Below are 23,554 nucleotides of genomic sequence, written 5' to 3'. Positions count from 1 at the left end.
GGGAATGGTTGGGCGTGTATTGGCGGCGTCAACCGACGTCCAATAGTTGCTGGCGACGTGAAATCAATGAATTCAACACGAGAGCCGTTGTACTCAGCAGCAAAAAAGTCACTGCCAGGGTCATTTGCAAGTTAATCGTGCTTATGTTGATCAATGCGCTAATCAATCCACCCAGTATAAAAATTAAAGTATTCCCAGCCGATGCCGCCGTACCGGCACTGTCCGGGAACACGTCCATGGCTTTAGAGGTCGCGATGGGCCGACAAATGGTTGTGCCAGTCGTGCAGATAATCATTGGCACCAATACCGTCACCGTTGAAAGCTCAAACACGCGGGACAGAAAAAACATCAACAGTCCGGAGCAAAAAATCAGGGCCAAACCGAAAATGATCTGAGTCGTGGGCGCCAGCCAATTAGAGAGTATGTGAGCCACAATTCCGCCAGTCACGTAAGCCGCGCCGTAAAGCAGTAAGGTTAGGGAGAACTCATAGGTGGACAGCTTCAGATGATCCATGAATATAAGCGGTGATATGACAATGAATGAAAAATGACAGGCGAAAGCAATGGCTGCAATTAGCCAATAACCGACGAAACTTCCGCTGCTCAGTACCCGCTGATAAGCGCGGACGATATTTTGGTTCGGATGTGGCGTTGTAGGATGACCATCCAGAAAAAAGTACGCTTTTAATAAAGCGCCAACGGCCAATGTAATAAAAAGAAAAAAACTGCCAGGCCAATCAAGAAACTGTTGCAGTAGGCTGCCGAGTAGCGGTGATAGGGAGATAAAAATTCCGCTGGCTGTAATCATCAAGATGCGTAACCGATCCCTCTCTTTACCTTCAAACATATCTTGAACCAAGGCCTGTGATAGCACGAAACAGCCGCAGCCTATGGCTTGAATCATCCTGAATATCAGAAACCATGTGTATTCGTTCGAGAACACACAACCGGTTGCCCCGATGATTGATACAATCATCCCTCCAATCAACAAGCTCTTACGCCCAAGGGTATCTGAGAGTGGACCGATTAAAAGTTGTGATAGGGAGATGCCGATTGCAAAAAGGCTGATGGAGAACGCAATGTCTGCAGGCTTACTCTGAAAGTGCGCAGCCAGTGCGGGAAAGGATGGGAGTAGGACATCCAGAGGGAAAACACCGAGTAACACCATAGTCATTAATAGAATGACCGCAGATCTACGCTTTCTTTTGCCTTCGATAGATGTAGATGCATCATTCATCTAAAAGTCTCCTATTAGAGAACATCTGTCGGATTTCAGGTTGTTTGAAGCAGTCGGCTCTTTTCAATGCTTGAAGCGTCGAACTAGCACCTGAGCGCGTGCGAAAAATATGATGCTGTGGGTCCGCCATCGTGATCAGTATTTGCTGAACAGCGGTCTTGCTCAATTGCACGCTGCGTAAACTTCGCTCGAGCCATTTTTTATCAGATTCAAAGAAAATAAAAAGAATCTCTAGGAGCTGTCTTGCGGACGAGAGACGTACTTCGTCGCTCATTTGAAACCACAAATAATGAAATACCTCGCTAAAATAACGACTGTGTCTTGCTTCGTCAGCCAGATGGTCACTGAGCATCTCCTGAACGCTGCTTACCAGCGTATTTTGACAAACCTCACGCAGATCTTTAGCAATGATCGTTTCCGATACGAAGCCAATTAGAAACCATGTGAGCGCTCTCTGCTTATCCGGGGTTCTGTCGATAAGATGATTGAGCCGCGTTATTCGTCTGTGCGTGGTCGGTCGGTCAGTCATTCCGTAGAAGTCAATAACTTGCTCGGCAAGCTGATTGGAAAATAGCGCATGGTAACCTTCATCAGTATAGAGTTGCAGCGCAGCTGTTTTCATACGCCGCGGTATTGTAAATTCGAGCTCGTCATGAATGATTACTTCGACGGAGCGATTAACAATCCGGTGCTCAAGTAGTGTTGTGTAGTGAAGGAAGTTTACTAGGTGATTAGCGCAAAGACGTTTAGTGATGGCCGGATCGGCTGAGCTGATTTCCGGATGACTGAGGTAAGGAAGGAGAGCGGGGGGAAACCAATCTTGTGATTCCAGTTGTTTTTCTATGTCCGTAGGCAATTTATAGTGGTGATCACTGGTGCGTACCGATGCGTGAGTATTCCACTCTCCAAGAGTGAAGCGGTTCTTCCATATGCCAGGGTCGATGAGCGGCTCGATCATGCGCGCTACCCTCGGTTGTTCAACAGTGATTTCAGTTCTTTGCACATTACTTGTCCGTCGCTTTTACCGCACCCAAGAAAAAATAAGGCTTGTTCAGGGTTGTTTTCTTCAATATTTAACAATGATTCGACCTGATGGTCTGTCAGCGCGCCAGTCAACCAAGTGCTCAGTCCCAGCGCGGTCGCGACTAATTGAAAGGTTTGTGAGATATGACCTGCTTCGACATAGGCCATCCGATAAGCTCGCGAGTGTTCATATTTCCACCACAGTTTGTCGAATCGGCAAGTGATGAAAAGACCCGCTGGAAGATTGTTGATGAAGTGCTGTCCTGATAGCACATGTCCTAATGACTGATTAATCTGTTGGTTAACGAGGCTCAGCGTGTGCTCCGCTGCGTTATAAGCGTAGATTCCGGGTTGCAAACCCTCTATATTTTGAGCATACAGAAAACCTTCGCATGCGTTTAATCCTCCCCCAGATGGGCTGCTTCTTCGTGCCTCAAGGCCTTGCGCGACGCTTTCATCAATAGTGTTTATTCTTTCTTTTAAATAACCTAAGCATAGGTAAAGGATCGTACTTATGGCCTGTAAAGATACAGGTTCGCCCGTGAAGGTGCGGCAGGTTTTTCGGATAAATAAAACATGTATAAGTGAGTGCTCTGGTAGTTTAAGTGGCGTTGGTAGGTGAATTAAAGGGGCGTCAACGTGCTTGATGGATGTTCGGGCTAGAGGAGGAGGGATGTCTAGTGTTTTCTTACAGTGTTCAAGATAGATGCTCGCCCATTCAGCAGTGTTTTCGGGTACGTGGCTGCAAGGAATGTTCTTGGTGCCAATATGAAAGATTTTTGATAGTTCATCCCAGCCCCAAATAAGGCGCTCGGATGCGAGGGTTGTCAATATTCCTGCTGCGAATAACTGAGCGTCTATTGGGCTTGAGTTATCAAAGTTGTCTGGGTTGTTTATCAGCTCGGTGAGCCGTATTGAGTAGGCCAGGTTTAACTCGAACTGTTTATGGTTTTTATAGTCCCACACTACCGTGGCCGGTGTTCGGGGGAGAATGAATATATAAGGGGCTATTTGCATTGACTTGCCTTCCATTTATTCTGAAAGCGCTGGGTGGCCGGCACTCCCCAGCGTTTCATTTTCTTAGCGGGCTTTCGGCGCTACTACGAAAGCTAAGTTGGCAATGTGAGAAGTTTCCAGGTTGATTGTTTTCATTTTTGGATCTCCTTGATGTAGCTCGATTTGAGTTTAATATCACCGGCGAAGGTGATAATTGAAATCATAGGAGTTAATTATGAATTTTCAAGAAAAAATTGCGTAAGAATCTTCGAGTTTTTTTGTCGGAGTTGTACTACAGAATACAGCAGGCTTTTCGTTTTATGTTTAATTGGCTGCTGTTAAAAGGCTGTCGAGTGTGATGATTTGAGAGTAGTAAAGTTTGGGAGACCCCATTTGGAGTCCCCTTTCAGATGGGGTCAGCTGTTTGGCAACAACCGGCACGTAATGCTCTTGATGTACCGCGTCTCGACAATCGCCGGGTGCACCGGATGATCCGGGCCCTGGCCGCCGCGTTCGAGCATCTGGATATTGCGGTCCAGGTGGCGGGCGCTGGTGAGCAGGATGTTTTGCAGGTCGTCTTCCGGCAGGTGCATGGAGCACGAAGCGCTGACCAGGATGCCGTCCTTGCTGAGCAGGCGCATGGCTTGCTCGTTGAGGCGGCGGTAGGCGCCTTCGCCGTTTTTCATGTCTTTTTTGCGTTTGATGAAGGCCGGTGGGTCGGCGACGATCACGTCGAAACGCTCTTCGCTGGCTTTCAGTTCCTTCAGGGCTTCGAAGACGTCGCCTTCGATGCAGGTCATCTTCTCGGCAACGCCGTTCAGCGCAGCGTTGCGCTCGACGCCGTCGAGGGCGAAGGCGGATGCATCGACGCAGAACACTTCACTGGCGCCGAAGGCTGCAGCCTGCACGCCCCAGCCGCCGATGTAGCTGTACAGGTCGAGTACGCGTTTGCCTTTGGCGTATGGGGCCAGGCGCGCGCGGTTCATGCGGTGGTCGTAGAACCAGCCGGTTTTCTGGCCCTGGATCACCGGGGCTTCGAATTTCACGCCGTTCTCTTCCAGCGCAACCCACTCCGGCACCAGGCCGAATACGGTTTCGACGTAGCGGTTGAGGCCTTCGGCGTCGCGTGCGGCGGAGTCGTTCTTGAACAGGATGCCGCTTGGCTTGAGCACTTGGGTCAGCGCAGCGATCACGTCTTCTTTATGGGCTTCCATGGTCGCCGAAGCGATCTGCACCACCAGGATGTCGCCGAAACGGTCGACCACCAGGCCCGGCAGCAGGTCGGAATCGCCGTAGACCAGGCGGTAGAACGGCTTGTCGAACAGGCGATCACGCAGGGACAGGGCAACGTTGATGCGGTGCACCAGCAGCGACTTGTCCAGCGGCAACTTGATGTCACGCGACAGCAGACGGGCGCAGATCAGGTTGTTCGGGCTCATGGCCACGATGCCCAGGGTCTTGCCGCCGGCCGCTTCCAGGATTGCCTGGTCGCCTGCCTGGAAGCCGTGAAGTGGGGTGGCGGCCACGTCGATTTCGTTGCTGTAGACCCACAGGTGGCCGTTGCGCAAACGACGATCGGCGTTGGCTTTGAGACGCAGGCTTGGCAGGGACATGACGTCGCTCCGGAAAAAAGAGCGGGAGTATACCTGTTGCGCACCGGTTCATGTGGGAGCTGGCTTGCCTGCGATGCAGGCGGCGCGCTGTATCTGACGTACGGCGGTGATCCAATCGCAGGCAAGCCAGCTCCCACATTTGGTCCGGCGCCCATCCGGTTTTTGAGGTGTCGGTCAGCTTTGCTTAGGGGTTAGAATCCCCGCCTAGCCAAGAGTGTGTACTTATGTCCCAAGAGCTTTCCGCCGAACAGATCCAACAGGCCCTGCAAGGCATCAGCGTGCCGCCCCAACCGCAAATCATGGTGGATTTGCAGATGGAGCAGTACATGCCCGACCCGGACCTGGAAGTGATCGCCCGGTTGATCTCCCAGGACCCCGGCTTGTCCGGCGCACTGCTCAAGATCGTCAACTCGCCCTATTACGGCCTGAGCAACAAGATCGCCTCGATCCAGCGTGCGGTGAACCTGCTGGGCAGCCGGTCGATCATCAACCTGATCAACGCGCAGTCGATCCGGGGCGAGATGAGCGACGACACCATCGTCACCCTCAACCGCTTCTGGGACACGGCCCAGGACGTGGCCATGACCTGCCTCACCCTGGCCAAGCGCACGGGCTCCCAGGCAGTCGACGAGGCCTACGCCTTGGGCCTGTTCCACGATTGCGGCGTGCCGTTGATGCTCAAGCGATTTCCCAACTATATGACGGTGCTGGAGCAGGCCTACGCCAACGCCGGCACCGACTGCCGCGTGGTCGATACCGAAAACAACGCGTTCAACACCAACCATGCCGTGGTCGGTTACTACACCGCCAAATCGTGGCGCCTGCCGGAGCACGTGACCGACGCCATCGCCAACCACCACAACGCCCTGGCGATTTTCAGCGATGAGTCGGCACGCACCCCGCAGGTGAAAAACCTGCTGGCGATCCTGAAGATGGCCGAGCACATCTGTTCGTCCTATCGGGTACTGGGCAACCAGTCGGTGGACCACGAGTGGAATGCCGTCGGCCCTCTGGTGCTGGATTACGTTGGCCTGTCGGAGTACGACTTCGAAAGCATGAAGTTGTCGATCCGCGAACTGGGCGCACACTGACCCTTCCTTCAAGAGGTACGCATGCCCGAGTTACCTGAAGTCGAAACCACCCGCCGCGGGATTGCGCCGCACTTGGAAGGCCAGCGCGTCAGCCGCGTAGTGGTGCGTGAGCGGCGTCTGCGCTGGCCGATCCCGGAAGACCTGGATGTGCGCCTGTCCGGGCAGCGCATCGTGCTGGTGGAGCGGCGGGCCAAATACCTGTTGATCAATGCCGAAGTGGGCACCTTGATCAGCCACTTGGGCATGTCGGGCAACCTGCGTCTGGTGGAAGTCGGCATGCCGGCGGCCAAGCATGAGCATGTGGATATCGAGCTGGAATCGGGCATGGCCCTGCGTTACACCGACCCACGGCGCTTTGGTGCGATGCTCTGGAGCCAGGACCCGCATAACCATGAGTTGTTGCTGCGCCTGGGGCCGGAACCGTTGACCGATCTGTTTGACGGCGAGCGCTTGTTCCAGCTGTCCCGCAAACGGTCGATGGCGGTGAAGCCGTTCATCATGGACAACGCGGTGGTGGTGGGCGTGGGCAATATCTACGCGACCGAAGCGCTGTTTGCGGCGGGGATTGATCCGCGTCGCGAGGCCGGCGGCATTTCGCGGGCGCGGTATCTGAGGCTGGCGATTGAGATCAAGCGCGTGCTGGCGGCCGCCATCGAGCGTGGCGGTACAACCTTGCGGGACTTTATCGGTGGTGACGGGCAGCCGGGGTATTTCCAGCAGGAGCTATTCGTCTATGGCCGGGGAGGCGAGGCGTGCAAGGTCTGCGGGACTGAACTGCGCAATGTCGTGCTGGGGCAGCGGGCGAGTGTGTTTTGCCCGAGGTGTCAGGGCTGATCGCTGTGTAGTGGCTGATATCGCTATCGGGGGCAAGCCCCCTCACACACTTTGATTTGTGAATAGACTCAAAATGTGGGAGGGGGCTTGCCCCCGATGAGGCCCTTACAGGCAGTAAAGAAGCTCAAGCCTTACCGGTAATCTTCCGATACTTGTCCATCAATTCTTCTTCGGTCTCCGGACGCGCCTCATCCAGCGGAATGCAATCCACCGGGCACACTTGCTGGCACTGCGGCTCGTCGTAGTGACCGACGCACTGGGTGCACAGGTTGGGGTCGATCACGTAGATCTCTTCGCCTTGGGAAATCGCAGCGTTCGGGCACTCGGGTTCGCAGACGTCGCAATTGATGCAATCGTCGGTGATGATCAGGGACATGGAAACTCCTGCCAGGGCGCTCGGCCAAGGCATCTGAAAACTAATGCGCGCAATTGTGCCGCATTGGCGCCCGCAGTGCGAGCAGGCGCCGATAGAGTGGTCTTACTTCTTGAAGCGCAGGGTCAGCGCATCTGCCACGGCCGGGTGCACGAACTTGGTGATATCTCCGCCCAGAGCGGCGATTTCACGGACCAACGTCGAGGAAATGAACGAGTAACGTTCCGACGGCGTGAGGAACAGGCTCTCAACGTCCGGCGCCAGTTGGCGGTTCATGTTCGCCAGCTGGAATTCGTATTCGAAGTCCGACACCGCACGCAGGCCGCGCAGGAACACGTTGGCGTTCTGCTCTTTGGCGAAATGCGCCAGCAGTGTCGAAAAGCCCACCACTTCCACGTTAGGCAGGTGCTTGGTGACCTCACGCGCCAGCTCCACACGCTGTTCCAGGGGAAACAGCGGGTTTTTCTTGGGGCTGGCGGCGACCGCGATGATCACATGGTCGAACAAGCGAGAGGCGCGTTCGACCAGATCGCCATGGCCTTTTGTAATCGGGTCGAAGGTACCTGGGTACAACACTCGGTTCATCGCGTCGTCCTGGCGGAGTCCGTTGGGGAATCGGATGGTATCGCAGCCATCTCGGTCGGCCAAGTCGACTTATGTAGATAGAGGCCGCGTATCGAACGTTTTTTCACGCTGTTTTCAGACGTTCGGCCAATGCGGTCGCCAATTGGGCGGTCAATCCGTACACCGATAATTGCGGGTTGGCCCCAATGCTGGTGGGGAACAGCGAGCCATCGTGGATCGACAGGTTGCGCAATTGGTGATGCCGGCCAAGGCTGTCGGCCACGGCGTTTTTCGGGTCTTCACCCATGGCGCAACCGCCCATTACATGGGCGCTGCCCAAGCAGGTGCGGTGCAGTTCCAGGTTCAACCCGTCGATCAGCGTACGAGCTTCGGCCAGGTTTTTGACGTAGCGTGCATCGTGGTGCAGCGGTTTGACTGACGTGGCCCCCGCCGCAAACTGGATCTCGGCCATGCTGTGGAAGGCGCGGCGCAGGCCATCCCAAGCGTATGGCGACACCTGATAGTCGAGCACCGGTGTGCCGTCGGCGCGCAGTTCCACGTTGCCGCCCGGGCTGTCGGGGTGAAAACCGTCGCGCAGCAGGGCGAGCATGGCGTGGGTGTTGGGCAGTTGGCTCATGTCCAGAGCGTTTTGCGTGCCATAGCCCCCAAGCAAGGTGCTGGCCAACGCGGGATGTAAGGGTGGCGCCTCCAGCTTGTAGGACATTTTGCCGGTGGTGCCGTCCTGCCATTGAAAGTGATCGGAGTAGATCGACTGCGGTGCGCCGTAGAACGGGTTGATCACTTCATCGAACAGCGCGGCGGAGAAATTCACCAAGTGCAAAAAGGTGCGCTTGCCCAGCCGCGAGTGCGGGTCGGGTGCATCCGAGCGCATCAGCAGTGCCGGGCTGTTGATACCGCCGCCCGACAGCACGTAATGCTTGGCTTTCACCGTGATCTTGCGCCCGGTCGGCGATACGCAGCGCTCATCCATTGCCACGCATTCCAGGCTGCTGATGGTGTCGCCGCTGTATTTGAGCTGCTCGGCGCGGGCCAGGTAGAGCAACTCGCCGCCCTTCTCCAGGGTGGACGGGATGGTGGTCACCAGCATCGATTGCTTGGCGTTCACCGGGCAACCCATGCCGCAATAGCCCAGGTTGAAACAGCCACGCACATTGCGTGGGATCACATGCCAGCTATAGCCGAGCTTTTCGCAGCCTTTGCGGATCACGTCATTGTTGGCGTTCGGTGGTATGGCCCAGGGCGCGATGCCCAGGCGTTGCTCCATCTTCTCGAACCACGGCGCCATTTCGGCGCTGCTGTGGCCTTTGACCGCATATTCGCTGGCCCAGTGGGCGAGGGTGGCGTCCGGGGTGCGGAAACTGGAGGTCCAGTTGATCAACGTAGTGCCGCCCACCGCCCGGCCTTGCAGGATGGTGATCGCGCCGTCCTTGCTCATGCGGCCGATGCCTTCTTGGTACAGGCTGGTGTAGGCCTCGTCTTCGAGCAACTTGAAATCGCTGCTGGTCTTGAGCGGGCCTTCTTCGATCAGCAGCACCTTGTAGCCGGCGGCGCTGAGGATCTCAGCCGTGGTGCCGCCACCGGCGCCGCTGCCGATGATGGCGACGTCGGCTTCCAGGGTCAGGTCATTGTCGAGGGCGGCGCCGTTGTGGGTTTTCCAGCCACGGGCCAGGCCTTCGCGGAACAGATCGGGTACGGGCATCAGGGTCGTCTCTTGTTTTTATTGTGGGGGATGCAGATCAGATCTTCGGCGGACCGGGGTAGCCGCAATGGGCCCAGGACGCCGGCTGGAAGTACCAGGCCATGATCACCAACTTGAGCAGCGAGCCCTGGCCCATGCGCAGCAGGTTCAGGTAGCTGTTTTCCCAGCGGTGCAGGAAATTGCGGATTTGCTCCGCGCTGGCGTTCTCCCAACTGCCCCAGATACCGGTCAATGGGCCACGGGTAATGCCCATGCCCAATACGTCGAACAGTTGCTGGGTGAGCTTGAACATCTGCGGCGACAGGTGTTGCAGGCTGAAGTCGAGCTTTTTCAGGGTGTCTTCGACGCCGTTCGCGACTTCCTGGGCGCTGGCTACCCCTTCGAGCAACACCGGAATGACCGCGCGCAAAAACGGCAGGTCACTGCTGCGCAACAGCGCGAAGCCGCTGGCCGGTGTGCTGCTGGAGCAGCCGCTGAGGCTGGCACCGAGCCCCGCAGTGGCCAGGAAGGCGCTGGCGCACAGGCCGATTTTCAAGACGCCGCGCCGCGACAGCGCAGGTGTTTCAGTCAGGCTAGGGTTCATTGTTATTGTTGTCCCGTGGGTAGCGGTATCAGCGAATGAACAGCTTCTGGATCAACTTCTGGATAGCGTTGCCGTAGGGCGGGTAGATCAACTTGGCAGCGTTGAGCCGCTGCTTCACCAATACGCCCTTGGCCTTACTGAAGGTCAGGAAGCCTTCGTGGCCGTGGTAATGGCCCATGCCCGAGGGGCCGATGCCGCCAAAGGGCATGTCGTCCTGGGCCACGTGCAGCAAGGTGTCGTTCAGGCACACGCCGCCGGAATGGGTTTCGTGCAGCACACGGTTCTGCTCGGCCTTGTTGTAGCCGAAGTAATACAGGGCCAGTGGGCGCGGGCGTTGGTTGATGTAGGCAAACGCCTGGTCGAGTCCGCGATACGGCACGATTGGCAGCAGCGGGCCGAATATTTCGTCCTGCATCACCGTCATGTCGTCGCTGACATTCAGCAACAGGCTGTGGGCCATGCGCCGTGCCTGGCCTTGCTCGTACAGCGGGATCAGGGTGGCGCCTTTGTCGGTGGCGTCCTTGACGTAGCTATTGAGCCGAGCCAATTGCCGTTCATTGATGATTGCGGTGTAGTCCGGGTTGTCGGTCAGGGTCGGATAAAACCCGCGAACGGCCTTGCTGTAAGCCTCGACGAAACCCTCGACGCGGTCTTCCGGCACCAGTACGTAGTCCGGCGCCACGCAGGTTTGCCCGGCATTGAGGGCTTTGCCGAAGGCGATGCGTTCGGCGGCGTCCTTGAGCGGCACATCGGCGGACACGATGGCTGGCGACTTGCCGCCCAGCTCCAGGGTGACTGGCGTCAGGTGTTCCGCCGCTGCACGCATCACGTGTTTGCCGATGCTGGTAGCGCCGGTGAACAGCAGGTGGTCGAAGCGCAGCTTGGAAAACGCCATGCCCACTTCGGCCTCGCCCAGCACCACGCACACCAGGTCCTCGGGAAAGATCTTCGCCAGCAGGCTTTTGAGCAGTTCGCCGGTGGCGGGGGTGGACTCGCTGAGCTTGAGCATCACCCGGTTACCCGCCGCCAACGCACCGACCAACGGCCCGATGGCCAGGTACAGCGGGTAGTTCCAGGGCACGATCACCCCGACCACGCCCAGCGGTTGGTAGATGACTTTGGCTGACGCGGGTTGAAAAGCAATGCCTACAGCACGGCGGGACGGTTTCATCCAGCCCTTGAGGTGTTTGCTGGCGTAGTGAATACCGTGCAGGCTGGGCATCAATTCGGCGAACAGGGTTTCGTCGGCGCTGCGGTGGCTGAAGTCCTGGCTGATCGCGTTGATCAGCGCCTGGCGTTCGTCGCTGAGCAACTCGCGCAGGGCCTTGAGCCATTGCTGGCGTTGCGCGGCTGGCGGCATGGGGTTGGCGGCGTAGGCGCGGCGTTGGGTGTCGAACAGGTCCTGGAGTTGATCCAGCACCTGGGAATCCTGCAGGTAGGCAACGTTGGCAGACATGGCGCAGCACCGATTGTTATTGGTCTGCCTGGATTTTTAGAGTCATTGCTCTAAATTGTCAAATGACATTGCAGCAACATGCAGATTTAACCTGGCAAGGATAGGCCGTAAGATGCCCTATCACGTGTATAGAAGCTGATTCCCCTATGGCACCACGAGTAAAGACCAGCGAACGCATTGTGCAAACCAGCCTGGAGCTTTTTAACCAGCAGGGCGAGCGCAGTATCAGCACCAACCATATCGCCGCCCATATGGAAATTTCGCCGGGTAACCTGTACTACCACTTCCCCAACAAGCAGGCGATCATCGCCGTGCTGTTTCGTGAATACGAAGCACTGGTAGACAGCTTTCTGCGCCCGCCACAGGGGCGCGCCGCGACGGTCCAGGACAAGCGTTTCTACCTGCAGGCCTTGCTGGCCGGGATGTGGCGCTATCGCTTCCTGCATCGCGACCTTGAACATCTGCTGGAGAGCGATCCTGAGCTCGCCACCGGTTATCGGCGCTTTTCACAGCGGTGCCTGACCCAAGGCAATGCGATCTACCGGGGGTTTGTCGACGCGGGCATCCTCAACATGGACCCGGTGCAAACCGAAGCCCTGACCCTCAATGCCTGGATCATCCTCACCTCGTGGGTGCGGTTCTTATGCACCACCAATGAAAACTCCGCCCACTTGAGCGCCGAGGCCATCAAGCGCGGTGTGTATCAGGTGCTGGTGCTGGAGGCGGGGTTTGTCACGCCCCAGGCCAAAGAGGCGGTGGATGCGCTGTTCAAAGAGTTTTACGTGCCGTTGAACCAGGCACTGGAAGAAGTGAAGTAGACCTTTCCCACATGCATTCGTAGGAGTTCGTCATGCCGCTTGCCCAACTGATCAGTCCCCAGCAATTGGCCGAGCGCCAGGCGTCGGCCGGACTGGTGATCCTCGATTGCCGTTTTGCCCTGGAAGACCCGGATTACGGGCTTTGCAGCTATGCCGAAGGGCATATCGAAGGCGCGCAGTATGCCGATCTGGAGCGCCACCTCAGCGGGCCGGTGAGCAGGGGGGTGACTGGTCGTCATCCATTGCCGAATGCGGGCACGTTCGTCGAGCAGTTGCGTGCCTGGGGCATCAACGCCGACACGGACGTGGTGCTCTATGACGATGGCCCCGGGGCTTTTGCCGCCCGTGCGTGGTGGCTTTTGGCTTGGCTGGGCAAGCGCGAGGGTGTGTTTATCCTGGACGGTGGCCTCAAGGCCTGGCATGGCGCCGGTTTCCCGTTGAGCCTGGATGCGCCAGCGATCGAGCCAGGAACCTTTGCCGGTCAGCCGGACAGTCACCTGCTGTTGGATGCCGAACACCTGCAAAAACGCTTGGGCCAGCCAGGCCTGACCCTGATCGATGCCCGAGCCCAGCCACGTTTTCGCGGCGAAGTGGAGCCCATCGACCCGATTGCCGGGCACATCCCAGGGGCACAGTGTGCGGCGTTCAACGAAAACCTCGGCAGTGATGGCCGCTTCCTGCCGGCCGAACAGCTCAAGCAGCGCTTTGCCGCCCAGCTGAAGGGACGCGCACCGGAAGAACTGGTGGCGTATTGCGGTTCCGGGGTGACGGCCTGCCATAACCTGTTTGCGCTGAGTTTGGCGGGTTATCCGCTGGGCAAGCTGTATGCGGGGTCGTGGAGTGAGTGGATTACTGATCCGGCGCGGGCAATTGCTACGGGCGACTGAGTTCCCGGCCGTGTAAGCCCCCTCCCACATGTGCCCTAAGCCATTGGGGAATGCGCCGCTCAAGGTAGTAGCTGGGGCGTTTCAGTGAGCCATCGACAAACCCGACATGCCCACCTTTGGTCGTCAGCTCAAACTCGGTGCACGCCGACAGCTCACTGGCCTCAGGCAGGCTGTGGGCGAAGACGAACGGGTCATCGGCGGCATGGATAATCAGGGTCGGTGTGCGAATGTCGCCCAGGTAATACCGACTCGATGCCTTCCGATAATAGTCCTCGGCACTGAGAAAGCCGTGCAGCGGCGCGGTCACCCGGCCATCGAAATCCCAGAACGTGCGCATCTTCTCCAGAGAGCCGAGTGCTTCGAGGGTTTTTAGCCCATCCTCCCGACCATCCTGCAAAAACTGACGCTGCTTGACGCGGATATACGCCAGCATCTCGCGCATGAAGTGCTTCTGATAGACCCGCGAAAAGCCCAGCCCGATGCGGTCTGCGCACTGGTCCAGGCGAAACGGCACCGACACCGCCGCCGCGCCTTGCAAGCCCGACGCTTCGCCGGTTTCACCCAGGTGCTTGAGCAATACATTGCCGCCAAGGGAATAACCCACGGCATACAACGGCGCCAATGGCCGCTTGGCGCGCAAGTGCGCAATTGCAGCGGCCAGGTCTTCGCTGGCGCCCGAGTGATAGCTGCGGGCCAATAGATTTGGTTCCCCGGAGCATCCGCGCCAGTTCAGCGCCACGCTGGCCCAGCCTTGTGCGGCGAGGACTTTTTGCAGCCCGGCCACGTAAGGCGAGTTGGATGAACCGGTCAGCCCGTGCAGAACCAGCACCAAGGGGGCCTGCGCGTCATGGGGGCCATGCCAGTCGAGGTCGAGAAAGTCGCCGTCTTCCAGCCACAGGCGTTCGCGTTGGCGTTCGATATGGGTAGTGGGACGCCACAACGGCCCCCACAGTGTTTGCAGGTGGGGGTTGCCGAGGCCGAAGGCGGGGGTGAATCTTTCAGAAGAAGGGGTCATGCAGATCTCTGTGGCATGTGGTGAGCGGGCCCACCACAGAAGCCCGCACTGAGACTACTCGGCGTTTTCTACCACCCGGTGCCACAACGCGTAATACACCCGCCCGGATTTCTGCTCCCGGTGCAGACGCCACGCGCCGGGTAAACCCAGGGTGGACGGTGCGGTCTCGCTTTCAGTGTAGATCCACGCATCCGGCGCCAGCCATTGGCGTTCTTCAAGCAGTGCGCACACGGTCGGCAGCAGGTTCTGGTTGAACGGCGGGTCGAGGAACACCACGTCGTAGGCGCTGGCCGTCTGGGTTTCCAGGTAGCGCAGGGCGTCGGCGGTTTGTACCTGGCCATTGGTGCAGCGCAATGTGCCCAAGTGTTCCTTGAGGCTGGAGACCGCTACGTTACTGGCGTCGAGCGCCTGGGCCTGAGACGCGCCACGGGACAGCGCCTCCAGGAACAGCGCGCCACTGCCGGCGAACGGGTCCAGCACCTTGGCGCCCGCGATGTACGGCGCGAGCCAGTTGAACAGGGTTTCCCGCACGCGATCCGGCGTTGGGCGCAGGCCCACGACGTCGGGGAAGCTCAGCTTGCGGCTGCCCCATTCACCGCCAATGATGCGCAGTTGGCCCACACCGTTGTGTACGTTGTGGACAGGTTTTTTCGGGCGAGATGAACTGGCCATTAATGCTCCGGAACCCCGAGCGGCTGCTCGGCGGGTTTATCAGTGGGGGGCGGTAGTGGCTTTTGCGCAATCGTCGGGCCGGCGGTCACGATGACCATCTTGTCGGCGCTCAAGTGTTTATTCATTGCAGCCTTGACCTGCTCTACGGTCAGGGCCTGGGATTGTTTCATGAAATCTTCCAGATAGCTCAGCGGCAGGTTGTAGAAACCCATGGCGCCCAACTGCCCGACGATATCGGCGTTGCTCGCGGTAGACAGCGGGAAGCTGCCGGCCAGCTCGCGCTTGGCGTCATCCAGCTCTTTTTGCGTCGGGCCGGTCTTGAGGTAATCGGCGACTACGTCTTCGACCAGGCGCAGGGTGCCGCCGCTCATTTCGGCGCGGGTCTGCAGGTTGATCATGAACGGGCCGCGCACCTGCATCGGCGAGAAACCGGAGTACACGCCGTAGGTCAGCCCGCGCTTTTCACGCACTTCGCTCATCAAGCGGGTGCCGAAGCCGCCGCCACCGAGGATCTGGTTACCCAAGGACAAGGCCGCGTAGTCAGGGTCGGCGCGGTCGATGCCCAGTTGGGCAAACAGCAAATGCGTCTGCTTGGACGGGAACTCGATATGGCTCAGGCCGGCCTTTGGCTCGGTTGGCTGGGCAATCTTCGCCAGCGCCGGGCCTTTAGGTAGCGATGCGGACACCTTGGCGGTCATGGCTTCGGCTTCGGCGCGGGTCAGGTCGCCCACCACTGCAATCACCGCATTACCGGCGGCGTACGCCTTGGCGTGGAACGCCTGCAACTGTGCCAGGTTAATGTTCGGCACGCTTTGCGGGGTGCCTTCGCTCGGGTGCGCGTAAGGGTGGTCGCCATACAGGCGCTTGAACAGCTCCAGGCTGGCCAGTTTGCCGGGGTTCTGCTTCTGGTATTCAAAGCCGGCGAGGATCTGGTTCTTGATGCGGGCCAGGGAGTCGGCCGGGAAGGTCGGCTTGCCGATCACGTCGTCAAACAGCGCCAGGGCGGCGTCGCGTTTATCGCTGGCACTCAGGCTGCGCAGGGACACCAGCGCCATGTCGCGGTAAGCGCCATTGCCGAAGTCGGCGCCCAGGCCTTCAAAGCCACTGGCGATCTGGCTGACATCCTTGCCCGGCACGCCTTCGTTGAGCATGGCGTTGGTCATCAAGGCCAGGCCCGGCACGTTGCCGTCCTGGCTGCTGCCGGCGGCGAACAGGATGCGCACGTCGAACATCGGCAGTTCATGGGCTTCAACGAACAGCACCTTGGCGCCTTCGGCGGTGGTCCAGGTTTGCACGTCGAGCTTGCGGTTGGTCGGCGCCTTGCCGTCCAGCTCTGCCAGGGATTGCAGCTTGTTGCTCGATTGGGCTTTTTCCAATGCCGGGCTGGCGACGGAGTCGCTCGGACGCAGGAAGTACACGGCGCTGGCGGCGATCAGGGTGACGACGATCAGGCCGGGGAAGATCAGGCGGCTGCTTTTGCGATCACTCATGAGCGGTCTCCTCAGGCAGAACATGGGCGACACTCAGACGTTCGCGGGTGAAATAGGTGCGCGCGGCCTTTTGGATATCTTCCGGGGTCACGCTTTGCAGGTCGGCCAGCTCGGAATCCATCAGTTTCCAGGACAGGCCAACGGTTTCCAGGGAGCCGATGGCCGTGGCCTGGCTGGTGATCGAGTCACGCTGGTAGACCAGGCCGGCAATCACTTGGGCGCGGATACGCTCCAGTTCCTCGGCGGTCGGCGGCTTGGCTTTGAGCTCGTCCAGCAGGCGCCACAGGCCAGCTTCGGCTTGGGCGATGGTCTTTTTCTTCTGCTGGTTGGGAGTGGCCGACAGCATGAACAGCGTATCGCCACGGGTATAGGCGTCGTAATTGGTGGAGGCGGCGGAAACCAGCTCTTCGCCACGCTCCAACTGCTCCGAGATACGTGCACTGTAGCCGCCGTCCAGCAGGGCCGAGATCAGGCGCAAGGCTTGCACCGAGCGTTTGTCGTCGGCGGTCGCCAGGCTGGGTACGTTGAAACCGAGCATGACGCTCGGCAATTGGGTCTGCACGTGCATGGTCAACAGGCGCTCGCCAGGCTCGGCCAGTTCCATCGGGATCTTGGCCGGTGGCACGTCACGCTTGGGGATCGGGCCAAAGTAGCGCTGGGCCAGGTTCTTCACCTCGTCCGGGGTGACGTCGCCGACCACCACCAGGGTGGCGTTGTTCGGCACGTACCAGGATTGGTACCAGTGGCGCAGTTCTTCGACTTTCATGCGGTCCAGGTCAGCCATCCAGCCGATGGTCGGCGTGTGGTAGCCGCTGGCCGGGAAAGCCATCGCCTTGAAGCGCTCGAAGGCCTTGGACATTGGGTTATCGTCGGTGCGCAGGCGGCGTTCTTCTTTGATTACCTCGATTTCGCGGCTGAACTCGTCGGCCGGCAGGCGCAGGCTGGCCATGCGGTCGGCTTCCAGTTCGAAGGCCACGCCCAGGCGGTCGCGGGCCAGCACTTGGTAGTACGCGGTGTAGTCGTCGCTGGTGAACGCGTTTTCTTCCGCGCCCAGGTCGCGCAGGATCAGCGAGGCTTCGCCGGGTCCGACTTTGGCGCTGCCCTTGAACATCATGTGCTCCAGGGCGTGGGACAAACCGGTCTGGCCCGGGGTTTCGTAGCTCGAACCCACCTTGTACCAAACCTGGGAAACCACCACCGGGGCGCGATGATCTTCGCGCACGACGACCTTGAGGCCGTTGTCCAGGGTGAATTCATGGGTGGGTTGTGGGTCGGCAGCGAAAGCTGAAAGAGGCAGACAAACTGTGCTGAACAGCAGGCCTGCGGCGCGGCGGGCTAGAGCATTCATTCGTTTTTAAACCTGTTGGGCTGCCCGCTTGGTCTTAGCGTCGGCGGGCGAGGAGGTGCTAGGATACTGGTCGAATATACGGACGGCCACTGCGGCAGTCTTGTTGAGGCCCTATTTTGGCCTTACAAAATGTTGCGCATGAACGAGCTGGCTAAAAAACAGTCTGTTACGCATCGAATTTTATTTACCGGCGCGCCCCTCTGGCGCGTCGCTACCTTGAGATAGCCGTCTCCATGTTTGGTTCCAACGACGACAAGAAGACCCCAGCTGCGGCTGGCGAGAAAAAAGGCCTGTTCGGATGGCTGCGCAAAAAGCCGCAGGAAACCGTTGTCGAACAGCCACAGGTTCAAGTTGAGCCGATCCCCGAACCCGTAATAGAAGCCGAACCGGTTGCCGAAGCGCCGGCGCCGGTGGTGTTGCCGATGGCTGAACCGGTGTTGCAGCCAGTGGTTGAGGCTGTGCCGGAGCCGGAGCCGGAACCTGAGCACAAGCCGTGGCCTGAGTTGCCGGTGGCCGAAGAGCCTGTGGCATTGGTCGAAGACGTGCAGGCTGAACACGTGGCGCCGCCGATTCCTGCGGTGGTTGAGCCGGTTGAGGTGGTGGTCGAAGCGCCGCTCGTCGTGGAAGTCCCTGCGCCTGTGCCTGTTGTGGTTGCTGCACCCGTTGAGGTTGTCGAGCCAGAACCGCTCGCCCCATCCCCAGAAGCCAGCAAAACCGGCTTCTTCGCCCGTCTCAAGCAAGGCCTGAGCAAGACCAGCGCCAGCATCGGCGAAGGCATGGCCAGCCTGTTCCTGGGCAAGAAAGTCATTGATGACGAACTGCTGGAAGACATCGAGACCCGCCTGCTCACCGCAGACGTGGGCGTCGAAGCCACCGCCGTGATCATCCAGAGCCTGACCCAGAAGGTCGCGCGCAAGCAACTGACCGATGCCGATGCGCTCTACAAATCCTTGCAGGCCGAACTGGCTGCCATGCTCAAACCCGTGGAAGCCCCGCTGGTGATCACCCCGAACAAGCCGTTTGTGATCCTGGTGGTGGGCGTCAACGGCGCCGGCAAGACCACCACCATCGGCAAACTGGCCAAGAAGCTGCAACTGGAAGGCAAGAAAGTCATGCTGGCCGCCGGTGACACCTTCCGCGCCGCCGCCGTTGAGCAATTGCAGGTTTGGGGTGAGCGCAACAAGATCCCGGTGATCGCCCAGCACACCGGTGCCGACTCCGCTTCGGTGATCTTCGACGCGGTGCAAGCCGCCAAGGCCCGCAACATTGATGTGCTGATCGCCGATACCGCCGGTCGCCTGCACACCAAAGACAATTTGATGGAAGAGCTGAAGAAAGTGCGCCGCGTCATCGGCAAGCTGGATGCAGACGCGCCCCACGAAGTGCTGCTGGTGTTGGACGCCGGCACCGGCCAGAACGCCATCAGCCAGGCCAAGCAATTCAACCAGACGGTGCAACTGACCGGCCTAGCATTGACTAAGCTCGACGGCACGGCCAAAGGCGGCGTGATCTTTGCGTTGGCCAAACAGTTCGGGTTGCCGATTCGTTATATCGGCGTCGGTGAAGGCATCGACGACCTGCGCACCTTTGAAGCCGAACCCTTTGTAGAGGCATTGTTTGCCGAGCGGGAGCGTTCATGATTCGATTCGAACAGGTCGGTAAACGCTATGCCAACGGGCATGTGGGCTTGCATGAGCTGAGCTTTCGAGTGCGTCGTGGCGAATTTTTGTTCGTAACCGGGCATTCTGGCGCCGGTAAAAGTACCTTGTTGCGCCTGCTGCTGGCCATGGAACGCCCGACCACGGGCAAACTGCTGCTGGCTGGCCAGGACCTGGCCACCATCAGCAATGCGCAGATTCCCTACCTGCGCCGCCAGATCGGCGTGGTGTTCCAGAACCACCAGTTGCTGTTCGATCGCACCGTGTTCAACAACATCGCCCTGCCGTTGCAGATTCTCGGGCTGTCCAAGGCCGAGATCGTCAAGCGCGTGGATTCGGCCCTGGAGCGCGTGGCGCTGTCGGACAAGACCGACCTTTACCCCGGCGATCTTTCCACCGGCCAGCAACAGCGCGTCGGCATCGCCCGTGCCATCGTCCATCGCCCGGCCTTGCTGCTGGCGGACGAACCTACCGGTAACCTCGACCCGCGTCTGGCAGCCGAGATCATGGGGGTGTTCGAAGACATCAATCGCCTGGGCACCAGCGTATTGATCGCCAGTCACGACCTGGCGCTGATTGCCCGGATGCGCCACCGCATGCTGACCCTGCAGCGCGGTCGCTTGATCGGTGATGGGGAGGCTGGCGTATGAGTGCCACACGCAGCCCTAAAGTTTCTGAACGCGTGGCGCCGAAACCGGCCGACCCGCAACCGAAAAAGAAAAAACACGACGATGACGACGGCCCCGACTTCAGCACCTTGCTGCGCGCCTGGATCGAAAGTCATCGCGCCAGCCTGCTGGACAGCCTGCGCCGCTTGGGCAAACAGCCAATCGGCAGCTTTTTCACCTGCCTGGTGATGGCCGTGGCCTTGAGCCTGCCGATGGGTTTGTCGCTGCTGCTTAATAATGTGGAACGCCTTGGCGGTTCCTGGCAGCGCGCGGCGCAGATCTCGCTGTACCTGAACCTGGATGCCAGCACCCAAGAAGGCGAAGCGCTGCGTGACGACATCAAGAACATCCCTGGCGTGGCGGATGCGGAGTACGTCAGCCGCGATCAGGCGCTTGAGGAGTTCCAGCAACAGTCCGGCCTGGGCGAGGCGCTCAAGGAGCTGCCGCAGAACCCGTTGCCAGGCGTGGTGCTGGTGACGCCGAACGAAGTCGACAAGGCCGCGCTTGAGGCCCTGCGACAAAAACTCGCAGAGATGCCCAAGGTGCAGCAGGCGCAACTTGATCTAGTCTGGGTTGAGCGCTTGGCCGCCATCCTCAAGCTGGGCGACCGCTTTGTGTTCGGCCTGACGGTGCTGTTGGTGTCTGCATTACTTTTGGTGATAGGTAATACCATTCGTCTTCATATTGAAAACCGTCGCACCGAGATAGAAGTGATTAAACTGGTCGGCGGCACGGACAGCTATGTGCGTCGGCCTTTTCTGTACATGGGCGCGCTTTATGGCTTGGGTGCGGGGATTTTGTCCTGGGGCGTGCTGGCGTTTGGCCTGGATTGGCTGAACGACGCGGTCATCGGGCTTGCCGGGTTGTATGGCAGCGATTTCTCCCTGGCTGGCGTGCCGGTCGCCGATGGTCTGAGTCTCTTGCTTGGCGCGGTCTTGTTGGGGTATATCGGTGCCTGGATTGCGGTCGCACGGCATTTACGTGAGCTGGCACCAAAGTAGTTAATGTCAGATTAATGTGGTTTCGTTTGTATTGACCGTATCAGTGGTTTAGGGAACTTGTCCTGTGGTTCCCGGTCAATTTTCGCAGTGCTGAACTGCACGAGTTATGTGAGTCGGAGGTTTTTTCGTATGACCACTTCTTTGCAACCTGCTTATGCTCTGGTCCCGGGTGCGAACCTGGAAGCCTATGTGCACACGGTCAACAGCATTCCATTGCTGACGCCCGAGCAGGAGCGTGAACTGGCCGAGAGTCTCTACTATGAGCAGGATTTGGGGGCGGCTCGGCAGATGGTGCTCGCCCACCTGCGTTTTGTCGTACATATCGCCCGTAGCTACAGTGGCTACGGCCTGGCCCAGGCTGATCTGATCCAGGAAGGCAACGTTGGCCTGATGAAGGCTGTAAAGCGCTTCAACCCTGAAATGGGCGTGCGCCTGGTGTCGTTTGCCGTGCACTGGATCAAGGCGGAGATTCACGAGTTCATCCTGCGCAACTGGCGCATCGTGAAAGTCGCGACCACCAAGGCCCAGCGCAAACTGTTCTTCAACCTGCGCAGCCAGAAGAAACGCCTGGCGTGGCTGAACAACGAGGAAGTCCACCGCGTGGCCGAAAGCCTCGGCGTGGAGCCCCGCGAAGTGCGCGAGATGGAAAGCCGCCTGACTGGCCATGACATGGCCTTCGACCCGGCTGCTGAGGCAGATGACGACAGCGCCTTCCAATCGCCGGCCAACTACCTGGAAGACCACCGGTACGACCCGGCGCGTCAACTGGAAGACGCCGACTGGAGTGACAACTCCAACCACAACCTGCACGAAGCGCTGGAAGTGCTGGACGACCGCAGCCGTGACATCCTCTACCAGCGCTGGCTGGCGGAAGAAAAAGCCACGCTGCATGACCTGGCACAGAAGTACAACGTGTCGGCCGAGCGGATTCGTCAGCTTGAGAAAAGCGCGATGAACAAGCTGAAGTTGTCGATCGCGGCCTGATCCGGCTGGCAACACCGGGTCAAAAATGTGGGAGGGGGCAAGCCCCCTCCCACATTTGTTTTGTGTAGTGTCAGTCAGACCAGGGCGCTTTGCGGGAGTTATTCAGTTCCACAAGATAACCATCCCCACCCAACTGATTCATCTGCTGCCGAATCCACGCCGCGCGCCTTGCCACATACGCGGTCGGATGGCTCGCACTCCACACTCGTGGGTTGGGCAACACCGCCGCCAGATAACTGGCCTGTTGCCGCGAAAGCCCCTTGGCACTCACCCCAAAGTGATGCCGCGCCGCAGCCTCCGCGCCAAACACGCCTTCATCCCATTCCACGCTGTTGAGGTACACCTCAAGAATTCGCTGCTTGGGCCAGAGTATCTCGATCAAACCGGTAAACCACGCCTCCAGGCCCTTGCGCAGGTAGCTGCGGCCGGCCCACAGGAACAGGTTTTTCGACACTTGTTGGCTCAACGTACTGGCACCGCGAATCGAACCACCGCGTTCGTTGTGCAGGATCGCCGCCTGGATCGCGCCAAAATCAAAGCCCCAATGCTGCGGGAAGCGCTGGTCTTCACCGGCCATCACCGCCACTTTGAGGTCGTTGGAGATCTCGTCCCACGGCACCCAGGTGCGTTGCAGGTCAATGGGTTCGCCGTCGAACCAGGATTCGATCTTGCGCTCCACCATCAGCGCAGTGAACGGCGGCGGGACGACACGCAACAGCAGCACCAGCAGCACACTGCCGATGGCAAACCATTTGACGATTTTGAGAACACGACTGAAGAGGAGACGCAGCATAGAGATGGCTTGGCCGAACCCGTTGAGCGGGCCATTATACAGACCCTGCCCGATGAGTCTGACTGGAGTTCCCCATGCTGCGTAGCTTTCTGATGCTGGCCGCGTTTTTCGGCTTCACCGGTGTCGCCCTCGGCGCCTTCGCCGCCCATGGCCTGAAAAACCGCCTGAGCGCCGAATACCTGGCAATTTTCCACACCGGCGTGACCTACCAATTGGTGCACACCCTGGCGCTGTTCGGCGTGGCCTTGCTGGCGGCCCATCTTCCCGGCCGCCTGGTGACCTGGGCCGGCATCTCGTTTGTCGTCGGTATCCTGTTGTTCTCCGGCAGCCTGTATGTGCTGACCATGACCGGTATCAGCAAACTTGGCATCATCACACCGTTCGGCGGCTTGGCGTTCCTGCTCGGCTGGTTCTTCCTCGGCCTGTTTGCCTGGCGCCTGCAGGTCGTCTGACCAAGGGACTTGGGCCGGCAACACCAATCAAGCTAGAATGCTGGCCCCTAAAAACAATGGCGGCCCGCGGCATGCGCATTCTGTTGAACGGCGAATCCTTTGAACTGCCCGACGGTGAAACCGTTGCGGCCCTGCTGACCCGCCTGGACTTGACCGGGCGTCGCGTCGCAGTGGAGCTCAACCTGGATATCGTCCCGCGTAGCCTGCACACCGAGACTGCGCTGACCGAAGGTGATCAGGTCGAAGTGGTCCACGCCATCGGCGGCGGCTAGTCGCCT

At 59.1% G+C, this 23,554-nt stretch carries 24 protein-coding genes; 10 read left to right on the top strand and 14 right to left on the bottom strand.

Annotated elements, in window-relative coordinates:
- Positions 1–28: 28 nt before the first annotated feature.
- The 4 genes from PspS35_RS28170 to PspS35_RS28155 all read right to left on the bottom strand — a co-directional run bounded on the left by PspS35_RS28170 (position 29) and on the right by PspS35_RS28155 (position 4,869).
- Positions 29–1,237, bottom strand: a complete 1,209-nt coding sequence (locus PspS35_RS28170) for an MFS transporter (RefSeq protein ID WP_159937672.1) — start codon at positions 1,235–1,237, stop codon at positions 29–31.
- Positions 1,230–2,195, bottom strand: coding sequence for a diiron oxygenase (locus PspS35_RS28165; protein WP_159937671.1), 966 nt, complete (start codon positions 2,193–2,195; stop codon positions 1,230–1,232). Before PspS35_RS28165 ends, PspS35_RS28170 begins: the two co-directional genes overlap by 8 nt.
- 5 nt (positions 2,196–2,200) lie before the next feature.
- Entirely contained in the window at positions 2,201–3,277 is a 1,077-nt protein-coding gene (locus PspS35_RS28160) for a SagB family peptide dehydrogenase (protein ID WP_159937670.1), read from the bottom strand.
- A 395-nt stretch (positions 3,278–3,672) separates the two neighbouring features.
- Entirely contained in the window at positions 3,673–4,869 is a 1,197-nt protein-coding gene (locus tag PspS35_RS28155) for a class I SAM-dependent rRNA methyltransferase (RefSeq protein WP_053127951.1), read from the bottom strand.
- Between the two features lie 278 nt (positions 4,870–5,147).
- On the opposite strand from PspS35_RS28155, the gene PspS35_RS28150 reads away from it, so the two are divergent.
- Positions 5,148–5,960 carry an HDOD domain-containing protein gene (locus tag PspS35_RS28150; RefSeq protein ID WP_174244896.1) on the top strand — a complete coding sequence of 271 codons (813 nt, stop codon included), beginning with the start codon at positions 5,148–5,150 and terminating at the stop codon, positions 5,958–5,960.
- 21 nt (positions 5,961–5,981) lie between these two features.
- Positions 5,982–6,794, top strand: coding sequence for a bifunctional DNA-formamidopyrimidine glycosylase/DNA-(apurinic or apyrimidinic site) lyase (gene mutM / locus PspS35_RS28145; protein WP_159937668.1), 813 nt, complete (start codon positions 5,982–5,984; stop codon positions 6,792–6,794).
- A gap of 124 nt (positions 6,795–6,918) precedes the next feature.
- On the opposite strand, the gene PspS35_RS28140 is transcribed toward mutM, so the two are convergent.
- From PspS35_RS28140 to PspS35_RS28120, 5 genes are all read right to left on the bottom strand, one after another.
- Positions 6,919–7,170 (bottom strand): YfhL family 4Fe-4S dicluster ferredoxin, encoded by a 252-nt coding sequence (locus tag PspS35_RS28140; protein WP_159937667.1) that lies wholly within the window; start codon positions 7,168–7,170, stop codon positions 6,919–6,921.
- A gap of 102 nt (positions 7,171–7,272) precedes the next feature.
- A complete protein-coding gene (gene coaD, locus PspS35_RS28135) occupies positions 7,273–7,752 on the bottom strand; it encodes a pantetheine-phosphate adenylyltransferase (protein WP_003176711.1) in 480 nt (159 codons plus the stop codon).
- Positions 7,753–7,855: 103 nt separating this feature from the next.
- Positions 7,856–9,451, bottom strand: a complete 1,596-nt coding sequence (locus tag PspS35_RS28130) for a GMC family oxidoreductase (RefSeq protein WP_159937666.1) — start codon at positions 9,449–9,451, stop codon at positions 7,856–7,858.
- Positions 9,452–9,488: 37 nt separating this feature from the next.
- Positions 9,489–10,034 carry a twin-arginine translocation pathway signal protein gene (locus PspS35_RS28125; RefSeq protein ID WP_159937665.1) on the bottom strand — a complete coding sequence of 182 codons (546 nt, stop codon included), beginning with the start codon at positions 10,032–10,034 and terminating at the stop codon, positions 9,489–9,491.
- Between the two features lie 28 nt (positions 10,035–10,062).
- Positions 10,063–11,490: a coniferyl aldehyde dehydrogenase gene (locus PspS35_RS28120; RefSeq protein WP_159937664.1), complete on the bottom strand. Its 1,428-nt coding sequence runs from the start codon at positions 11,488–11,490 to the stop codon at positions 10,063–10,065.
- Positions 11,491–11,636: 146 nt separating this feature from the next.
- Here PspS35_RS28120 and PspS35_RS28115 point away from each other — a divergent pair, with 146 nt between their 5' ends.
- Positions 11,637–12,308, top strand: a complete 672-nt coding sequence (locus PspS35_RS28115) for a TetR/AcrR family transcriptional regulator (protein ID WP_032884162.1) — start codon at positions 11,637–11,639, stop codon at positions 12,306–12,308.
- A 32-nt stretch (positions 12,309–12,340) separates the two neighbouring features.
- Entirely contained in the window at positions 12,341–13,195 is an 855-nt protein-coding gene (locus PspS35_RS28110; RefSeq protein WP_159937663.1) for a sulfurtransferase, read from the top strand.
- Here the strand turns inward: PspS35_RS28110 and PspS35_RS28105 are convergent.
- The 4 genes from PspS35_RS28105 to PspS35_RS28090 are packed head-to-tail and all read right to left on the bottom strand — an operon-like array spanning position 13,182 to position 17,720.
- A complete protein-coding gene (locus PspS35_RS28105) occupies positions 13,182–14,210 on the bottom strand; it encodes a hydrolase (RefSeq protein WP_159937662.1) in 1,029 nt (342 codons plus the stop codon). The two genes, PspS35_RS28110 and PspS35_RS28105, sit on opposite strands and share 14 nt — an antisense overlap.
- A 54-nt stretch (positions 14,211–14,264) precedes the next feature.
- Entirely contained in the window at positions 14,265–14,882 is a 618-nt protein-coding gene (gene rsmD / locus PspS35_RS28100; RefSeq protein WP_159937661.1) for a 16S rRNA (guanine(966)-N(2))-methyltransferase RsmD, read from the bottom strand.
- On the bottom strand, positions 14,882–16,372 hold the full coding sequence (locus PspS35_RS28095; RefSeq protein WP_159937660.1) for a pitrilysin family protein: 1,491 nt from the start codon (positions 16,370–16,372) through the stop codon (positions 14,882–14,884). The genes rsmD and PspS35_RS28095 overlap by 1 nt, the downstream gene beginning before the upstream one ends.
- Positions 16,365–17,720: a pitrilysin family protein gene (locus PspS35_RS28090; RefSeq protein WP_137212359.1), complete on the bottom strand. Its 1,356-nt coding sequence runs from the start codon at positions 17,718–17,720 to the stop codon at positions 16,365–16,367. The genes PspS35_RS28095 and PspS35_RS28090 overlap by 8 nt, the downstream gene beginning before the upstream one ends.
- Positions 17,721–17,953: 233 nt before the next feature.
- Between PspS35_RS28090 and ftsY the strand changes: the two genes are divergently transcribed.
- From ftsY to rpoH, 4 genes are all read left to right on the top strand, one after another.
- Positions 17,954–19,360 carry a signal recognition particle-docking protein FtsY gene (gene ftsY / locus PspS35_RS28085; RefSeq protein WP_159937659.1) on the top strand — a complete coding sequence of 469 codons (1,407 nt, stop codon included), beginning with the start codon at positions 17,954–17,956 and terminating at the stop codon, positions 19,358–19,360.
- On the top strand, positions 19,357–20,028 hold the full coding sequence (ftsE, locus tag PspS35_RS28080) for a cell division ATP-binding protein FtsE (protein WP_017737950.1): 672 nt from the start codon (positions 19,357–19,359) through the stop codon (positions 20,026–20,028). The genes ftsY and ftsE overlap by 4 nt, the downstream gene beginning before the upstream one ends.
- Positions 20,025–21,047, top strand: coding sequence for a permease-like cell division protein FtsX (gene ftsX / locus PspS35_RS28075; protein ID WP_159937658.1), 1,023 nt, complete (start codon positions 20,025–20,027; stop codon positions 21,045–21,047). The genes ftsE and ftsX overlap by 4 nt, the downstream gene beginning before the upstream one ends.
- A 129-nt stretch (positions 21,048–21,176) precedes the next feature.
- Complete coding sequence (rpoH, locus tag PspS35_RS28070) at positions 21,177–22,031, top strand: RNA polymerase sigma factor RpoH (protein ID WP_003176698.1); 855 nt, start codon at positions 21,177–21,179, stop codon at positions 22,029–22,031.
- A 70-nt stretch (positions 22,032–22,101) separates the two neighbouring features.
- Here the strand turns inward: rpoH and mtgA are convergent, their stop codons facing one another.
- Positions 22,102–22,824: a monofunctional biosynthetic peptidoglycan transglycosylase gene (gene mtgA / locus PspS35_RS28065; RefSeq protein ID WP_159937657.1), complete on the bottom strand. Its 723-nt coding sequence runs from the start codon at positions 22,822–22,824 to the stop codon at positions 22,102–22,104.
- A gap of 74 nt (positions 22,825–22,898) precedes the next feature.
- Between mtgA and PspS35_RS28060 the strand changes: the two genes are divergently transcribed.
- Both PspS35_RS28060 and thiS read left to right on the top strand, forming a co-directional pair.
- Positions 22,899–23,276: a DUF423 domain-containing protein gene (locus PspS35_RS28060; protein ID WP_159937656.1), complete on the top strand. Its 378-nt coding sequence runs from the start codon at positions 22,899–22,901 to the stop codon at positions 23,274–23,276.
- 71 nt (positions 23,277–23,347) lie between these two features.
- Positions 23,348–23,548, top strand: a complete 201-nt coding sequence (thiS, locus tag PspS35_RS28055) for a sulfur carrier protein ThiS (RefSeq protein WP_202982117.1) — start codon at positions 23,348–23,350, stop codon at positions 23,546–23,548.
- The last annotated feature ends 6 nt before the right edge of the window (positions 23,549–23,554 follow it).

Source organism: Pseudomonas sp. S35, assembly GCF_009866765.1.
In the GTDB taxonomy this organism is placed as follows: Bacteria; Pseudomonadota; Gammaproteobacteria; order Pseudomonadales; family Pseudomonadaceae; genus Aquipseudomonas.
This window is presented reverse-complemented; position numbering and strand designations above follow the sequence as displayed.

Excerpts from the sequence above, each read along its gene's own strand:
- PspS35_RS28060 (WP_159937656.1), top strand. The coding sequence starts at position 22,899 with ATGCTGCGTAGCTTTCTGATGCTGGCCGCGTTTTTCGGCTTCACCGGT.
- PspS35_RS28140 (WP_159937667.1), bottom strand. The coding sequence starts at position 7,170 with ATGTCCCTGATCATCACCGACGATTGCATCAATTGCGACGTCTGCGAA.
- ftsX (WP_159937658.1), top strand. The coding sequence starts at position 20,025 with ATGAGTGCCACACGCAGCCCTAAAGTTTCTGAACGCGTGGCGCCGAAA.
- mutM (WP_159937668.1), top strand. The coding sequence starts at position 5,982 with ATGCCCGAGTTACCTGAAGTCGAAACCACCCGCCGCGGGATTGCGCCG.
- PspS35_RS28120 (WP_159937664.1), bottom strand. The coding sequence starts at position 11,490 with ATGTCTGCCAACGTTGCCTACCTGCAGGATTCCCAGGTGCTGGATCAA.
- PspS35_RS28115 (WP_032884162.1), top strand. The coding sequence starts at position 11,637 with ATGGCACCACGAGTAAAGACCAGCGAACGCATTGTGCAAACCAGCCTG.
- mtgA (WP_159937657.1), bottom strand. The coding sequence starts at position 22,824 with ATGCTGCGTCTCCTCTTCAGTCGTGTTCTCAAAATCGTCAAATGGTTT.
- PspS35_RS28155 (WP_053127951.1), bottom strand. The coding sequence starts at position 4,869 with ATGTCCCTGCCAAGCCTGCGTCTCAAAGCCAACGCCGATCGTCGTTTG.
- PspS35_RS28160 (WP_159937670.1), bottom strand. The coding sequence starts at position 3,277 with ATGCAAATAGCCCCTTATATATTCATTCTCCCCCGAACACCGGCCACG.
- rpoH (WP_003176698.1), top strand. The coding sequence starts at position 21,177 with ATGACCACTTCTTTGCAACCTGCTTATGCTCTGGTCCCGGGTGCGAAC.
- PspS35_RS28165 (WP_159937671.1), bottom strand. The coding sequence starts at position 2,195 with ATGATCGAGCCGCTCATCGACCCTGGCATATGGAAGAACCGCTTCACT.
- PspS35_RS28105 (WP_159937662.1), bottom strand. The coding sequence starts at position 14,210 with ATGACCCCTTCTTCTGAAAGATTCACCCCCGCCTTCGGCCTCGGCAAC.
- PspS35_RS28125 (WP_159937665.1), bottom strand. The coding sequence starts at position 10,034 with ATGAACCCTAGCCTGACTGAAACACCTGCGCTGTCGCGGCGCGGCGTC.
- thiS (WP_202982117.1), top strand. The coding sequence starts at position 23,348 with ATGCGCATTCTGTTGAACGGCGAATCCTTTGAACTGCCCGACGGTGAA.
- PspS35_RS28170 (WP_159937672.1), bottom strand. The coding sequence starts at position 1,237 with ATGAATGATGCATCTACATCTATCGAAGGCAAAAGAAAGCGTAGATCT.
- PspS35_RS28110 (WP_159937663.1), top strand. The coding sequence starts at position 12,341 with ATGCCGCTTGCCCAACTGATCAGTCCCCAGCAATTGGCCGAGCGCCAG.
- PspS35_RS28090 (WP_137212359.1), bottom strand. The coding sequence starts at position 17,720 with ATGAATGCTCTAGCCCGCCGCGCCGCAGGCCTGCTGTTCAGCACAGTT.
- PspS35_RS28130 (WP_159937666.1), bottom strand. The coding sequence starts at position 9,451 with ATGCCCGTACCCGATCTGTTCCGCGAAGGCCTGGCCCGTGGCTGGAAA.
- coaD (WP_003176711.1), bottom strand. The coding sequence starts at position 7,752 with ATGAACCGAGTGTTGTACCCAGGTACCTTCGACCCGATTACAAAAGGC.
- ftsE (WP_017737950.1), top strand. The coding sequence starts at position 19,357 with ATGATTCGATTCGAACAGGTCGGTAAACGCTATGCCAACGGGCATGTG.
- PspS35_RS28095 (WP_159937660.1), bottom strand. The coding sequence starts at position 16,372 with ATGAGTGATCGCAAAAGCAGCCGCCTGATCTTCCCCGGCCTGATCGTC.
- ftsY (WP_159937659.1), top strand. The coding sequence starts at position 17,954 with ATGTTTGGTTCCAACGACGACAAGAAGACCCCAGCTGCGGCTGGCGAG.
- rsmD (WP_159937661.1), bottom strand. The coding sequence starts at position 14,882 with ATGGCCAGTTCATCTCGCCCGAAAAAACCTGTCCACAACGTACACAAC.